This window comes from Ochrobactrum sp. AN78 (genome assembly GCF_029909885.1).
Taxonomy (GTDB): Bacteria; Pseudomonadota; Alphaproteobacteria; order Rhizobiales; family Rhizobiaceae; genus Brucella; species Brucella quorumnocens.
Genome location: NZ_JASAMU010000001.1, coordinates 500100 through 513860 on the forward strand (window position 1 = coordinate 500100; position 13761 = coordinate 513860).

A 13761-nucleotide genomic window follows, 5' to 3' on the forward strand; every position below is an offset into this window, starting at 1 on the left:
AGTTGCTACTGCACAATTTAAACTGTTAGAGCTGCCTTTGTGCGCCCAACATGCGCGTGACGCTCTGATGCAATACGGGAGACGGTAGTCCATGAGTGAAAGCATTTTCGAACGCATCTCTGCGTTTCTCAGCAAAAAAAGCGCTGTGCAGCGTGTGGCCGAAGATCCGGCTCTCGCTTCGGAATTGCTTCTCCTGCTTCATGTGGTGTTCGCAGATGGCGACCGTCATCCAGCTGAAATCTCAGCTTTCAAAGCGATTGCTTCAGAGAGTTTCGGGATTTCGGCAGAGGAATTGCCGGAAGTGACTGAGTACCTGAAGGATTTCGGATATGAAACCACGACAAAGCAGGCGGCCAGTATGTTGGCTGAAATGGCACCTGAGCGCCGTGCTTCCTTGCTGCGCGATTTGATGAGAATTGCCTGCGCCGATAATCATATTGATCAATCTGAAACTGCAATGATCAAGCGTATTGCCGATGTTCTTGGCGTCACGGCTGATGATTTGCGTCAGGCGCAGCAAGCATCGCCCTGTGGCCTCTGACGCAACGCGCATTTTTTTGGGAATGGGCAGCTCCTCGGGTGTGAACCTTGAAGAGCTTGTTTCATTGGCGGACAGTGTTCTAGCGGCTGTAGGCGTTACAAAGCCCGATATGATTGCAACACTGGACACGAAACGGCGTGAGCCGGTGTGGTTGGCTCTTGCAGAGCATTACGAATGTAGTTTGCGCTTCTTTGCTGCAGCTAGGCTCGAGGAAGAAACATCTCGGATCAAGAACCCGTCGAAAGTGCCTTTCTCCGCAGTCGGTTGCCATAGTGTAGCGGAATCGGCCGCACTGGCTGCCGCCGGGCCAGAAGCTGTGCTTATGGTTGAAAAGACTGTAGGTGGCCGTGTCACCGCAGCGTTGGCGGCGACACGAGCCTAAAGCATGTCGCAGTTAAATGGATTCATTTGAGCCCCCCGCGAACATGCGACAATTAAACGAATCTAGAGCGAGCGCCATGGGTGCGATTAAGCGCGACACGCTCGAGTTAAAGCGGATCCAGTCAAGACTAGTTCGTCGGAACCGCTCTAACTATTTGTTTTTACGAGTTATCCTACGCAGAACCGATTCGCACTTTTGCTGGAAATGATTTAATAATCACACTATTTCGGCTTTGCGGCGTTGCACGATGTAAGTTGCAATGGTCGCAAAGATTAGCAGAAGAGCCGTTGCTAAGATCACTGCGACATAAGCATTCTCAAAAGAGGACGCCGCAAGTTTGGTCAACAAACTTGCGTCTTCAGGTGGCAATGATTGAGCCGCCAGCAATGCCTCATCAAGGCTGTCACGAGCGATGATCGGGATATTTAGGCCTGCCGGCAGTACGAGGCTTGCCGTGTAGAATGCCGAAAGAATGGTGCCGAAAATCGTCACACCCAGCGCATTGCCGAGTTCGAATGATACTTCTTCGACAGACGCTGCCATACCAGCCTTCTCTGCAGGGGCATTTCCCATGATAGAGGACGATGCACCGGTCATGGCACAACCGACGCCAAAACCGAGAACGGCCAGTCCCGCAAGATAGAACGGGGTGGAGAGCTTATAGGTCAGGATATAGATCACCACGCCAAGTGCTGTAATTCCAAGCGACGCCCACAATACCCTACCTGCGCCAAGGCGTGGCAATTGCATGCCAGCAATTGGACCGGCAACGAAAGCAGCCAGCGGGATAGGCAGGATAACAAGGCCAGCTTGCAAAGGGGACATGCCCTCGATCAACTGCATGCGCTGGCTGAAAACGAGTTCCATACCAGTCATTGAACCAGATGCGACAAGGGCCGCGAACACGCCCATTGAGAATAGCTTCGTCTTGAACAGTGAGAAATCGATCAGCGGTTCTGCGCTCGTAAGCTGCCTGCGGACGAAGACCGTCGTGGCGATAAGGCCAATGACGAGGGCTGCTGCGAAAATTGTCATGGATGCATCGCGCTTGGCGAGTTCCTTGACGGCATAGGTGAGCGCGATCAGGCCGATCATGATCTGGATCGAGCCGACGAGGTCCCATTTGCGCTTTGAGCCGAGTGGACGATTTTCAAGGTTGAAGGCGGACAAAGCGAAAGCCACCAGAACAACGGGCACGTTGATCAGGAATACTGAGCCCCACCAGAAATATTCGAGCAGAACACCGCCCGCGACAGGGCCGATGGCTGCACCACCCGAAGCGATTGCAGCCCAAATACCAATTGCAAGCGAGCGTTCTTTCTCATCAGTAAAGGTCAAACGAATGATCGACAGCGTGGCTGGCATCATCATTGCAGCACCGCAGGCAAGGAAGGCACGGGCAGCGATCAGGACTTCGGGATTGGGCGAATAGGCTGCGCAAAGCGACGCAAGGCCAAACACGGCCAGACCATTCATGAACATGCGCTTGTGGCCGAGCTTATCGCCCAGCGTGCCGAGACCTGGCAAAAGGCCAGCCACCACCAACGGATAGATATTCATGATCCAGAGCTTTTCCGAAGCGCTGGCCGCCAGATCATGGGTGAGGCGTGGCAGTGCCGTGTAAAGGACCGTCATATCGACAACGATCAGGAACAACGCGCTGGAAACGATTGCGAGAACGAGCCAGCGATTTTGCGGCAACATCGAATTATACCTTTTCAATACGAACGTATTCAAACTTGTCAGGGTGGCTGACATAATATAAATCCGCTCGTATGGAAAGTAAGAAATTGCAAAAAACTGGCCGTCCGCGTTCGATTGATCGCGACCATGTGCTGGATATGGCCGAAAAGATTGTGACAGAAGGCGGTATTGTCGCGCTGACTATGGATGCCGTCGCGCAGGCATCTGGTGTCACCAAGGGCGGTGTGCAGTATTGCTTCGGTAATAAGGATGGGCTTCTGAAAGCGATGATCGAACGGTGGGGCGATCGGTTTGATGATCAGGTAACAGTCCGCAAGCAGAATAAGAACGACGCGATTTCCCACATAGCGGCGCATATCGGCATAACCCGCCAGAGCAATGCTGAAGACGATTCCCGCTTTGCGGCGATGATGGCCAGCCTTATTCCAAATACTGAGTATCTCAATGAAACCCGTGCCTGGTATCGTAAGCAATGGGACGGTCTTGATGTGTCGACACCGGAAGGGCGCAAAGCCCGTCTTGCCTTCATTGCCAATGAAGGTGCGTTTTTGCTCAGGAGTTTTAACTTCTTCGAGCTGACGCAGGAAGAGTGGCAGTCGATCTTCAATGATATTGAAGGGCTTTTGCCAAAAAACACCTGAAAGCAATTGACTTGTCTGCCACCTGACAGGCATTCGAAATGCCTGAATAGAGGAATAAAGTGTGACAGTTCACTTCATTGGAGCCGGCCCGGGTGCTGCCGATCTTATTACCGTGCGCGGTTTGCGATTAATCGAAAGCTGCCCGGTCTGCATTTATGCAGGATCTCTGGTGCCAAAAGAAGTGGTCGCCTCAGCTCCCAAAGATGCCCGTCTGGTTGATAGCTCAGCACTTACGCTTAATGAAATCATTGCCGAAATAGAAGCGGCGTATGCAAAAGGTCATGACGTTGCGCGGGTCCATTCCGGTGATCCGTCAATTTACGGCGCGATGGCCGAACAGATGCGCAGGCTTGATGCGCTTGGGATTCCCTATGATGTCACGCCGGGTGTGCCTGCATTTGTCGCGGCGGCTGCCGCGATGAAGCAGGAATTGACCATTCCAGAAATCAATCAAACTATTATTCTGACACGCACGTCGGTAAAATCTTCCGCCATGCCGGAAGGCGAGGATCTCGCCACACTTGGCAAATCTGGCGCGACTTTGGTCATTCACCTGTCGATCCGTAACCTTGCGAAGATCGAAACGGAGCTGACGCCGCTTTACGGTTCTGACTGTCCAGTGGTCGTTGCATATCGAATTGGGTGGCCAGACGAGCAGATTTTGCGCGGAAAACTGTCTGATATTGTGGCGAAAGTGGGGCTTTCTGGCGTCAAAAGAACGGCGATGGTATTCGTCGGGCGCGGACTTGATCCAAAGAATTTTCGCGATTCAGCGCTTTATGATGATGCGCATAGCCATATTGCGCGATCAAAGCTTGAGGGCTGAGCGGGTAAAAGCTACGGCCTCTTCAATCGTCGCAATAACGATTTTGGCTGCGACTGGCGGGCGGGCAATCATCATGACAGGCACTGCGAGATCGCGCGCTGCTGTGATTTTGGCATAGGATATGCTGCCGCCGGAATTGCGGCTGACGATAAGGCCGATCTTGCGTTCAGTCAGAAACTGCTTCTCTGCTTCATAGTTTCCGGGTTTTGTCAGAACGATTTCGCAATCTTTTGGCAGCGCCACTTCTGGCGGATCGATCATCCGGATGACAAAATGAACGTCGTTCCGATCAGCAAATGGCCCGATATGCTGTCGACCCAATGCAAGGAATACCCGCTCGCCTGCCGGGATCATCGTTGCTGCCTGAGCTTCACTTGAAATATCAATCCAGTAATCGCCGCTCTGTATTTGCCAGGCAGGGCGTTCCAGCCTTACTAGCGGAACATCTGCTGCCTTGGAGGCTATGACTGCATTTAGCGAAATACGCGTCGCATAAGGATGCGTCGCATCGATAATGAGATCGATGTGCTCTGTTGCAAGATAGGCTGCAAGACCTTCTGCGCCGCCGAAGCCGCCAATCCGAACCGCGCCGTTGATTGCAGCGGGGTTCGCCGTGCGGCCCGCTAATGAAGTGATGGCATCGACGGGGAGGGCCTGTAATGCGGAAGCAAGCTTTGAAGCCTCTGCCGTCCCGCCAAGAAGGAGTATTTTAGAGGCGGGCAAGGATCGTCCCCTTGCGGTCCGTCACGATGATTTCGACTTCAACGGGTGCACCGCGTAAGGTTTCGAGTGCTGTTTCTTTGGCTTTTTGTGCGATGGGTGTCGCCATGTCGATGTCGATTGCTTGAGTCAATTCAAGCACTTCCATTGCAGTGTTGGCAAAGAGAATCCGATCCTTCATGTCCTCCGCAGCACCGGCCTTTTCGGCGATAGTCCACAGGAAGCTTTTGTCGACCTGCGAGCGCGATGAATGAAGATCGAGCGCACCCTGCGCAAGCTTTGTAAGCTTGGCAAAGCCACCGGCAATGGTAAGTTTATCGATAGGGTGTTCGCGCAGATATTTGAGCACGCCGCCTGCAAAGTCGCCCATATCGAGAATGGCAAAATCGGGCAGATCGTAAATGGCCTGCGCTGCATCTTCCGAAGTTGAGCCCGTCGCGCCAAGAACGTGTTTCTGTCCTGCCGCACGCGCAACATCAATGCCGCGATGGATCGAATGAATCCATGCCGAGCAGGAAAATGGATGCACAACACCGGTTGTGCCGAGAATGGAAATGCCGCCAACAATGCCGAGACGAGGGTTCCACGTCTTTTGGGCAATCTCTTCGCCACCCGGAACAGAAATCGTAATGACAAGATCGGCTGGCAGGCCATATTCCGCACAAATCTGCTCACAGATTTCTGTCATCATGCGGCGCGGAACGGGATTGATAGCCGCTTCGCCCGGCTGAATTTGCAGGCCCGGCCGCGTAACCGTGCCAACACCTTCGCCAGCCCGGAACAAAATACCGGTGCCGGGTGGGGCAGGGAAGACGGTGGAGATGATTGTGGCGCCATGGGTGACATCGGGGTCGTCCCCCGCGTCCTTGACGATGCCTGCCATGGCATAGCCATCACCAAGACCTTCATAGGCAAGCTGAAAATAGGGCACGTCGCCTTTGGGCAGGATAATGCCAACCGGGTCAGGGAATTCGCCAGTGATGAGCGCTGTCAGAGCTGCCTTTGTGGCTGCAGTGGCGCAAGCACCTGTCGTCCAGCCGCGACGCAACTCGGCTTTTTCTGGTACTTTATTCGTTGGGGCGGTTTCATCGTTCATGGACGCCTTATAATGTATCTGATAGCTGTGCCGCTAGTGGATTGAATTTGACGTTTGTATTCCGACCGAAATAATTGCCGTATCAAACGTCAAATTCGAAAAATCCACTAGATTCATAAAGATGCTAGTGGTCCTTAACATTCCGAAAGTTGCTCAATGCCAGCAACTGAGGCATGCAAGTTTCGTAATTAGACAACTAGAGAGTGTCGCGTTTGATCGCACCCATGGTGCTCGCTCTAGATTCTTTTAATTGTCGCATGTTCGCGAACGTTAAATGAATCCATTTAACTGCGACATGCTTTAGATAGAATTATGGTTGATAAGATGAACAAGCGTGAACAAACGACTGCTTGCATTGTTTCGAGGAGCAAAGTGAACTTGCCTTCGATGCAGGCAGGGCATGTCTGGCTTGTCGGAGCTGGTCCCGGCGATCCCGGATTGCTGACACTTCATGCTGTCAATGCACTGCAACAAGCCGATGTGATCGTTTATGATGCGCTGGTCGATGATGCCTGTCTTTCGCTGAAGCGAGATGATGCACTGATCGAATATGCAGGAAAACGTGGAGGAAAGCCTTCGCCGAAGCAGCGTGATATTTCGCTGCGATTGGTTGAACTTGCTAAGGAAGGCAAGAAGGTCTTGCGCCTGAAGGGTGGCGATCCTTTTGTTTTTGGGCGTGGGGCAGAAGAGGCGCTGACACTTGTTGAGCATTGCGTGCCCTTCCGCATCGTCCCCGGCATCACTGCGGGTATAGGTGGTCTAGCCTATGCAGGCATTGCCGCCACGCATCGTGATATCAACCAGTCCGTCACCTTTCTGACAGGGCATGACGCCACCGGATTGCTGCCTGACCGCATTAATTGGGAGGGCATTGCGCAGTCCTCTCCTGTTATTGTTATGTATATGGCGATGAAGCATATCGATCTCATCACATCGCGGCTGATGGCTGCCGGGCGCTCCCCTGATGAACCGGTAGCCTTTGTTTGTAATGCCAGCTTGCCGGAACAGGTGGTTCTGGAGACAACACTGGCAGGCGCCGTTGCAGATGTGGAAGCGGCTGGCCTTAATCCACCTGCAATCGTCGTTGTGGGTGAAGTTGTGCGATTGCGCTCTGGCCTCGATTGGCTCGGTGCTGAGGGCGGGCGTCAACTCATAAGTGATCCGCTTCATCTGAATCACGAAAAGCGTGGAGTGCAAAGCGCATGAATGGCTTCATGATTGCAGCCCCGGCATCGGGATCGGGTAAAACAACCATCACGCTTGGTTTGCTGCGGGCGCTCAGGCGACGCGGCGTGTCTCTTGCTCCCGTCAAGGCAGGACCGGATTATATCGATCCTGCCTATCATAAGGCTGCGAGCGGGGCAGAATGCTTTAACCTTGATCCATGGGCGATGCGGCCAGAACTTATCAGCGCGCTTTCTTCGCGTATGACCGAAGGTGGCAAGCTGCTTGTTGCTGAAGGCATGATGGGGCTGTTTGATGGGGCTATGGATGGCAAAGGCTCGTCTGCTGATCTTGCAAAAATGCTTGATCTGCCGGTGGTGCTGGTCGTGGATTGTGCAAAACAATCGCATTCCATCGCGGCGCTTGTTTCCGGATTTAGCCAATTTCGCAAGGACGTGTTGATAGCTGGTATCGTGCTGAACCGTGTGGGCAGTGCGCGTCATGAAATGATGCTGCGCGAAGCATTGAAGCCGCTTGGCATTACCGTTCTGGGTGCGATTCCACGCGATGAGGCACTCGTTTTGCCCGAACGCCATCTTGGGTTGGTGCAGGCAGGCGAACATGCCGACCTAGAGCGTTTTCTCGATCACGCTGCTGATGTTTTGGAGACGCGCATCGATTTTGCGGCTCTGACGCATATCTGGTCAGCGCCGAAACGTCATGCGGCGATGGCCAATGTGCCACGTCTCAAGCCATTGGGCAGCCGAATTGCAGTAGCGCGTGATGATGCATTTGCTTTCGCCTATGCGCATCTCTTTGAAGGCTGGCGCAGGCGTGGGGCTGAGATTTCGTTTTTTTCGCCGCTGGCCGATGAAGCACCGGATCAAAATGCCGATGCGATTTATCTACCCGGCGGCTATCCTGAACTTTTTGCGGGCAAACTGGCTTCTGCGAAAAACTTCCAGCTGGGCATGAAGGCTGCGGCAACGAAGGGCGTTGCAATCTATGGCGAATGCGGTGGCTATATGGTGCTCGGTGAAGCGCTGGAAGACGCTCAAGGCATGAACCATTCGATGCTCGGGCTTTTGCCGCTGGATACAAGTTTCGCCCAAAGAAAACTTCATCTTGGCTATAGATCGCTCACGCCGCTTGCCGGTTCGCCTTGGCAAATGCAGCTCAAGGCACATGAATTTCACTATGCGTCGATTGTCCGTGAAGGTGATTCAGAGCGACTTTTCAAAGTGCGCGATGCAGCGGGCGAAGATCACGGAGAGGTGGGCTTACGTGTTGGTTCCGTTTCGGGCTCATTCATGCATGTAATTGATTTCAGCGGAGATGATGCGTGAACACGCATATTGAACATGGCGGTGCGCTGGATCGTGCTATTGCGCGCTTTGGTGGCAAAGCCGAAGAGTGGCTTGACCTTTCGACAGGCATCAATCCTGAACACTTTCCTCTCCCGGATTTCACGCCAGCCCTGTGGAACCGATTGCCGGATGAGGGGCTTCTGCAGCGGGTTCTCGTGTCGGGACAGCGCTACTACAGTGTTGCGGATAAAGCGCCTATTGTGGCTGCGCCGGGAACACAGGCGCTTATTCAGCTCATTCCGACGTTACTCGAACCTTCAACTGTCGCTATTTTAGGCCCGACCTATCAGGAACATGCTGCTTCTTTTAAAGCCACGGGGTGGAAGGTGGTCGAATGTGCAACGCTCGAAGATATTCCGCACGACGCGAGCGTTGTCACAATCGTCAGTCCAAACAATCCAGATGGACGAATTATCGCGCGTCCCGATCTGCTTGAGCTGGCAATGAGACTTGGCGAGCGCGGTGGTTTTCTCGTTGTTGATGAGGCTTTTGCTGATCCGCATGTCGAAGTCAGTGTTGCGGCCTATGCTGCTACAGCACCGATGATTGTGCTGAAGTCTTTCGGCAAGTTTTTCGGCCTTGCGGGCGTAAGGCTTGGTTTCTTGTTGTCAAGCGCGAAGATCGTGGAGAAGATAACTGAGCGGCTTGGTCCATGGGCGGTATCTGGACCGGCACTGGCGATAGCCGAACATGCTTTTGAAAGCGATGCGGCGTTAAAAGACTTTCGTGCGCGCATTGATTGGCGGCGGGCGGAGCTTGCCACCGTCCTGACGCGATGCGGTTTAAAGGAAGTGGGTGGCACAGCACTCTTCGCTTTGGTTGCGCACAGCGATGCTCATGCGATTTATGACGCGCTTTGTGGAAAACATATTCTGGTACGAAAGTTCGCCTATGCACCTCAATGGTTACGCATTGGACTTGCTGCCGATGAAGAGGCATTCGCGCGTCTGGAGCAGGCATTGCGTGAGATTCTGTGCTTGAAAGATTGATTCAGGGAAGTCTTGCAAGACTATGGAAATAAAGCTGATTGTTCTTTCATTAGCGCTTGTTCTGGATCGCATCGTCGGCGACCCGCCGCAACTTTGGCAAAGGTTCACGCACCCGGTCGTATTGTTCGGAAAAGCAATCAGCTGGGGTGAAAAGCGCTTTAACAATAATCACCTTTCGGTTGAATCACTGCGCCGCAACGGCATGTGGCTTACAATCGGGTTGGTGGCTCTTTGTGTGCTAATCGGATTGGCAATTGAATATTTTTTGCCTTTTTTGGGCAGCGCTGGCGCATTGATTGAGATTGTCATCGTTGCTGTGTTTTTGGCGCAAAAGAGCCTAGCCGATCATGTGAAAGCCGTGGCGAATGGTCTGCGTGAAGACGGTATCGAAGGTGGCCGCAAAGCGGTTTCAATGATTGTGGGGCGCAACCCTGAACAGCTTGATGAAGGTGGTGTCAGCCGGGCTGCGGTTGAAAGCCTCGCTGAGAATGCGTCGGATGGTATTGTTGCGCCTGCGTTCTGGTTTCTCATTGGCGGGTTGCCGGGTCTGTTTGCCTATAAGCTCATTAACACCGCTGACTCGATGATTGGCCATCTGAACGAACGCTATCGTCATTTTGGACGTTTCGCAGCGCGCCTTGATGATGTGGTGAACTATATTCCCGCGCGGCTGACTGGCTTGTTGTCTGCTTTGGCTGCTGCATTCACGCACAATAGGGAAACGGGAAAGCGAGCTTTTGCTGTGATGTGGCGCGATGCGCGACTGCATCGTTCGCCGAATGCCGGCTGGCCGGAATCGGCTTTTGCTGGTGCGCTTGGATTGGCGCTTGCTGGTCCCCGACAATATGGGGCAGAGAAGGTCGAAGGGCCTATGCTCAACAGCGACGGTAAGCGCGACGCGAATGCCGAGGATATCGACGCGGCGATTCAGTTATTCTGGAGAGTGATGAGCCTGATGACAGGGCTCTTGATCATCGCGAGCCTGATCGGGCTGATTAGTCAGCTGATATGAACTGTGTTCCATCGTAGCGTTGCAGACGATTGGGATTGTCTGTCCGCATACCATTACCATCAAAATTGAGCGTACCAAGCGACGTCTCGAAAGAATTATCGCGCAAAATATCGATCAAAGGCTGCTTCTGGTCCGTCGCCTGTCTGATGGCCGCTTCTGCAAGTTCGATCGTGGCAAATCCGATGATTGAATAGGCTTCAGCTAGTTTTCCAGCCTGATTGATTGCATCGACGGCTGTTCTTGCGGTCGAAAGATCTTGCGGCTTTAACGGCGCGATCATCAATGTGTCAGCGCTTAAAGGCTGCGTGCCTGGTGCAGCATTCAAAACACTGCCACCCGCGATCACCAGCGGATATTTAAGCGTCGTAGCGCTCGCACCAATGGCTGCAATATCATCACGCTCTCCGCCGACATATACATGCGTCGCGCCGGCACGGCGCAGACGGGCAACGAGTGCATTCTGGTTTTCGAGACCCGGTCGATATGTATCGGTAAAAACCGGCTGAAGCTGTTGTTCCCTGAGACTGGCCAGAACATGCGATGCGCGTTCACGGCCTTCAATCGTGCCGTCGTCAATGACGGCGAAGGGCTGGGAGCGCCAGAGGCTACCTAAAAAGCTACCGGTGGCGCGCGTTTCTTTATCCAGACCTGTGGTCAGGCGAAACACGGGGAGCGGAGTGGAAGAACGCTTTTCTGTCAGCGTTAAGTCACTGACACCGGAGGTAATGACGGGAATGTTGCGCCGGTTCAATAAAGGCAGCGCCGCTTCCAGTGCTTCAGAGCAAAGAAAGCCAGTGGCTATCTGCACATTGTCTTTAATGAAGGTTTCTGCAGCCGTTTTACCACCTTCAGCATCACAGCGATCATCCGCGACGACAAGTTCAGGATTCTTGGCTGTTGCCGCCACACGTGCACCATCGACGAGCTGATTTCCGAGTGGAGCAAATCCACCGCTCAGAGGCGCTGCAATTCCAATGCGTATTACTGTTGAATCTTCCTGCGCCATGGTCGGCAGGCAAAGCATCGTGAAAGCCGATAAGGCCGTAGCAAATATCTTCGTGAAGTTGTGCATGCGCAATTCCGGGCGGAGAACCGCTTTATGTTTTCCCGGTAATGGCACTGGTTTGATCACGCGATTTATCTTCTTCAAACATTTCATGGCTAATTGAACGAAAAGTGGGTAGCGGTTTCCTCGCCTTTGTGCAATGCCCGTATATGTATACAGGTAAACAGACATTGGTCTGCGGAAGCCTGTCAGACAATACGGATGCTTGCTGACGTGCAAACAGATAAAAACATCATCTCAAATACTATGCCGGTAGAACCGAAGACTTATCGTGATGCGATGAGCCATTATGCGGGTGCGGTACAGGTTGTAACCACTGCCGGTTCTGCAGGAAGACGTGGACTTACTCTGACAGCTTCCTGCTCGGTCTCGGATAATCCGCCGACCGTTCTGATCTGCTTGCAGAAGACTCATGAAGAAAACCAGCTGTTCATCAAGAACGCCGTGTTCGCGGTCAATACGCTGGCTGGATCGCACCAACAGCTTGCAGATGCATTTTCGGGCCGTATCGGTCTTACGCAGGATGAGCGCTTTGAGCTTGCTGCGTGGGACGTTCTCGCGACAGGTGCGCCAACGCTGATAGGTGCATTGGCTGTTTTCGACTGCCGCGTTATTAGCGTTCAGGATCATTCCACACATCACGTCCTGTTCGGTGAAGTGGTGGGATTGCACTCGAATGCGGACGAAGAGGCTCTGATATATCTCAATCGTCGTTATCATACGCTTGAGCTTTGAATGTGCTTTTTGGGAGGGGCAATGCGCAAACGTGTAGGAATAGTTACAGCGTTTTTACTGGTATTTTCCAGTTCGGCGCATGCGCAAGGTCCGCTTCCGCCTTTCAAAGACAATTATTTTGCCTATCCGGGTGTGTTGAGCAGCGCTGATAATGGCGATTATAAAGTCATTGATTACAACGAAATGCGCGACATCAATGGTCGCGATGCTGTTCCCGAAAAGCGCGTGAAGGATGCCTATGTTTCGCTGAAGGCGCGGGCCTATCAAAAAGATCTCACGTTTCAGACCGCTGCGGGTCCGGTAAAGGCGATGGCGGCCGGAAAGCAGCAAGGTGCGGCTTTTATCGTCATTTATCTGCATGGACGCGGCGGTAATCGTCTGCAAGGCATGAATGATTTTACCTTCGGCGGTAATTTCAACCGCGTGAAGAACTTAGCCGCACTCAATGGTGGGCTTTATTTGACGCCGGACTTCAAGGATTTTGCGGCTACAGGCGAGGCGCAGATCGCGGGACTTATTGAAGCTGCGAAGGCAATGTCGCCATCCGCGCCGCTTGTTCTTGCATGTGGCTCACAGGGAGGTGCACTTTGCTGGCGGATCGCTTCGAATGATAAAACGGCTAATCAGCTTTCTGGCCTGATCCTGTTAGGATCATTATGGGACAATGATTTTTTCAAATCACCTGCATTCAAGAAGCGTGTGCCGGTTTTTTTTGGACATGGCAGTCGCGATCCGGTTTTCGCAATCGACAAGCAGGAAGCTTTCTATCGGGATATACGCAAGAAAGCGCCGGGTTATCCGGTGCAGTTTCGTCGTTTTGAAAGCGGAAACCATGGAACGCCTATCCGCATGAGCGACTGGCGGGAGATGTTGAACTGGATATTCACGAAACAATGATGACGCTGTTGGGGATGCCCAACGAAAAACCAGCATTGTGGCCTTCCTGCCACTCGACAATCGGCAAAAACCGAATAGTTATCTCAGTTAAAATTTTACCTAATCAGCAGATCGTAAGAGGTTGATCATGTACGGACGCACCCGCATCGGAGCCCGTTTCTTTGTCATTGCTATGCTGGCTCCACTGGCTGCCGCTTGTACGACGACCACGCAGAATGCGACGGTTCCCGGCAAGTCCGAGGCACCGGTCACTGCATCAAGCATATCGCTGCCACGTTTCGTTCCGACCTCATCGGTAGATTCTTCGCTGGCTCAGCCATGTATCACTGCAGCTGCCAACAAGTATTTCCTGCCTGAACGCGTCATCAGCGCGGTTAATTCCCGTCCGGGCGCTGGCGGCGGTACGGATGTTGACCTGAAGGTGGATCTGCGCACGGCGGTTTGTCAGGTTTCTGCAAACGGTTCGGTTCGTTCGGTTATCGATACTTCGCCAAAGAGCGCAGACCAGATCGCAGCCGAAGCCGCTGCAGCTCAGACCGCATCGGCTGCTCCAGCTACACCGAAGAAGTCGAAGAAGAAATGATTCAATAAACGGATCTAAATTATTAAAAAGGCAGGGAT

At 53.0% G+C, this 13761-nt stretch carries 15 protein-coding genes; 11 read left to right on the forward strand and 4 right to left on the reverse strand.

Features of this window, described 5'->3' with window-relative positions; translation table 11 throughout:
- The first annotated feature begins 91 nt into the window (after positions 1-91).
- Entirely contained in the window at positions 92-541 is a 450-nt protein-coding gene (locus tag QBD00_RS02345; RefSeq protein ID WP_318578561.1) for a TerB family tellurite resistance protein, read from the forward strand.
- Between the two features lie 22 nt (positions 542-563).
- Positions 564-923, forward strand: coding sequence for a cobalamin biosynthesis protein (locus QBD00_RS02350; protein WP_095447919.1), 360 nt, complete (start codon positions 564-566; stop codon positions 921-923).
- Positions 924-1139: 216 nt separating this feature from the next.
- Here the strand turns inward: QBD00_RS02350 and QBD00_RS02355 are convergent, their stop codons facing one another.
- Positions 1140-2627 (reverse strand): MFS transporter, encoded by a 1488-nt coding sequence (locus QBD00_RS02355; RefSeq protein WP_318578562.1) that lies wholly within the window; start codon positions 2625-2627, stop codon positions 1140-1142.
- Positions 2628-2713: 86 nt separating this feature from the next.
- Here QBD00_RS02355 and QBD00_RS02360 point away from each other — a divergent pair, with 86 nt between their 5' ends.
- Both QBD00_RS02360 and cobM read left to right on the forward strand, forming a co-directional pair.
- Complete coding sequence (locus tag QBD00_RS02360; RefSeq protein WP_318578563.1) at positions 2714-3268, forward strand: TetR/AcrR family transcriptional regulator; 555 nt, start codon at positions 2714-2716, stop codon at positions 3266-3268.
- 61 nt (positions 3269-3329) lie between these two features.
- A complete protein-coding gene (gene cobM, locus QBD00_RS02365; protein ID WP_318578564.1) occupies positions 3330-4094 on the forward strand; it encodes a precorrin-4 C(11)-methyltransferase in 765 nt (254 codons plus the stop codon).
- On the opposite strand, the gene QBD00_RS02370 is transcribed toward cobM, so the two are convergent.
- The gene (locus QBD00_RS02370; RefSeq protein WP_318578565.1) at positions 4077-4817 is read right to left on the reverse strand and encodes a cobalt-precorrin-6A reductase; all 741 of its coding nucleotides are present in this window, start codon (positions 4815-4817) and stop codon (positions 4077-4079) included. The two genes, cobM and QBD00_RS02370, sit on opposite strands and share 18 nt — an antisense overlap.
- On the reverse strand, positions 4804-5910 hold the full coding sequence (locus QBD00_RS02375) for a cobalt-precorrin-5B (C(1))-methyltransferase (RefSeq protein ID WP_318578566.1): 1107 nt from the start codon (positions 5908-5910) through the stop codon (positions 4804-4806). The genes QBD00_RS02370 and QBD00_RS02375 overlap by 14 nt, the downstream gene beginning before the upstream one ends.
- Before the next feature lie 324 nt (positions 5911-6234).
- Here QBD00_RS02375 and cobA point away from each other — a divergent pair, with 324 nt between their 5' ends.
- From cobA to cbiB, 4 genes are read left to right on the forward strand one after another with little or no spacing between them, the layout of a single operon-like run.
- Positions 6235-7116: a uroporphyrinogen-III C-methyltransferase gene (cobA, locus tag QBD00_RS02380; protein ID WP_095447918.1), complete on the forward strand. Its 882-nt coding sequence runs from the start codon at positions 6235-6237 to the stop codon at positions 7114-7116.
- A complete protein-coding gene (locus QBD00_RS02385) occupies positions 7113-8420 on the forward strand; it encodes a cobyrinate a,c-diamide synthase (protein ID WP_318578567.1) in 1308 nt (435 codons plus the stop codon). Before cobA ends, QBD00_RS02385 begins: the two co-directional genes overlap by 4 nt.
- Positions 8417-9430 carry a threonine-phosphate decarboxylase CobD gene (gene cobD, locus QBD00_RS02390; protein ID WP_318578568.1) on the forward strand — a complete coding sequence of 338 codons (1014 nt, stop codon included), beginning with the start codon at positions 8417-8419 and terminating at the stop codon, positions 9428-9430. Before QBD00_RS02385 ends, cobD begins: the two co-directional genes overlap by 4 nt.
- A 22-nt stretch (positions 9431-9452) precedes the next feature.
- A complete protein-coding gene (cbiB, locus tag QBD00_RS02395; RefSeq protein ID WP_318578569.1) occupies positions 9453-10442 on the forward strand; it encodes an adenosylcobinamide-phosphate synthase CbiB in 990 nt (329 codons plus the stop codon).
- On the opposite strand, the gene QBD00_RS02400 is transcribed toward cbiB, so the two are convergent.
- Positions 10426-11679, reverse strand: a complete 1254-nt coding sequence (locus tag QBD00_RS02400) for a branched-chain amino acid ABC transporter substrate-binding protein (protein WP_412534976.1) — start codon at positions 11677-11679, stop codon at positions 10426-10428. The genes cbiB and QBD00_RS02400 overlap by 17 nt on opposite strands.
- 42 nt (positions 11680-11721) lie before the next feature.
- Here QBD00_RS02400 and QBD00_RS02405 point away from each other — a divergent pair, with 42 nt between their 5' ends.
- The 3 genes from QBD00_RS02405 (at position 11722) to QBD00_RS02415 (ending at position 13723) form a co-directional block, all read left to right on the forward strand.
- Entirely contained in the window at positions 11722-12243 is a 522-nt protein-coding gene (locus QBD00_RS02405) for a flavin reductase (protein ID WP_318578570.1), read from the forward strand.
- A 21-nt stretch (positions 12244-12264) separates the two neighbouring features.
- The gene (locus QBD00_RS02410) at positions 12265-13140 is read left to right on the forward strand and encodes an alpha/beta hydrolase (RefSeq protein ID WP_318578571.1); all 876 of its coding nucleotides are present in this window, start codon (positions 12265-12267) and stop codon (positions 13138-13140) included.
- A 127-nt stretch (positions 13141-13267) separates the two neighbouring features.
- A complete protein-coding gene (locus tag QBD00_RS02415; RefSeq protein WP_095446859.1) occupies positions 13268-13723 on the forward strand; it encodes a hypothetical protein in 456 nt (151 codons plus the stop codon).
- Positions 13724-13761 lie beyond the last annotated feature (38 nt).

Bases quoted from the DNA above. Each gene is read 5' to 3' on its own strand.
- QBD00_RS02355 (WP_318578562.1), bottom strand. From the start codon at position 2,627: ATGTTGCCGCAAAATCGCTGGCTCGTTCTCGCAATCGTTTCCAGCGCG.
- cobA (WP_095447918.1), top strand. From the start codon at position 6,235: ATGAACAAGCGTGAACAAACGACTGCTTGCATTGTTTCGAGGAGCAAA.
- QBD00_RS02385 (WP_318578567.1), top strand. From the start codon at position 7,113: ATGAATGGCTTCATGATTGCAGCCCCGGCATCGGGATCGGGTAAAACA.
- QBD00_RS02375 (WP_318578566.1), bottom strand. From the start codon at position 5,910: ATGAACGATGAAACCGCCCCAACGAATAAAGTACCAGAAAAAGCCGAG.
- QBD00_RS02410 (WP_318578571.1), top strand. From the start codon at position 12,265: ATGCGCAAACGTGTAGGAATAGTTACAGCGTTTTTACTGGTATTTTCC.
- QBD00_RS02400 (WP_412534976.1), bottom strand. From the start codon at position 11,679: ATGTCTGTTTACCTGTATACATATACGGGCATTGCACAAAGGCGAGGA.
- QBD00_RS02350 (WP_095447919.1), top strand. From the start codon at position 564: ATGGGCAGCTCCTCGGGTGTGAACCTTGAAGAGCTTGTTTCATTGGCG.
- QBD00_RS02345 (WP_318578561.1), top strand. From the start codon at position 92: ATGAGTGAAAGCATTTTCGAACGCATCTCTGCGTTTCTCAGCAAAAAA.
- cbiB (WP_318578569.1), top strand. From the start codon at position 9,453: ATGGAAATAAAGCTGATTGTTCTTTCATTAGCGCTTGTTCTGGATCGC.
- QBD00_RS02415 (WP_095446859.1), top strand. From the start codon at position 13,268: ATGTACGGACGCACCCGCATCGGAGCCCGTTTCTTTGTCATTGCTATG.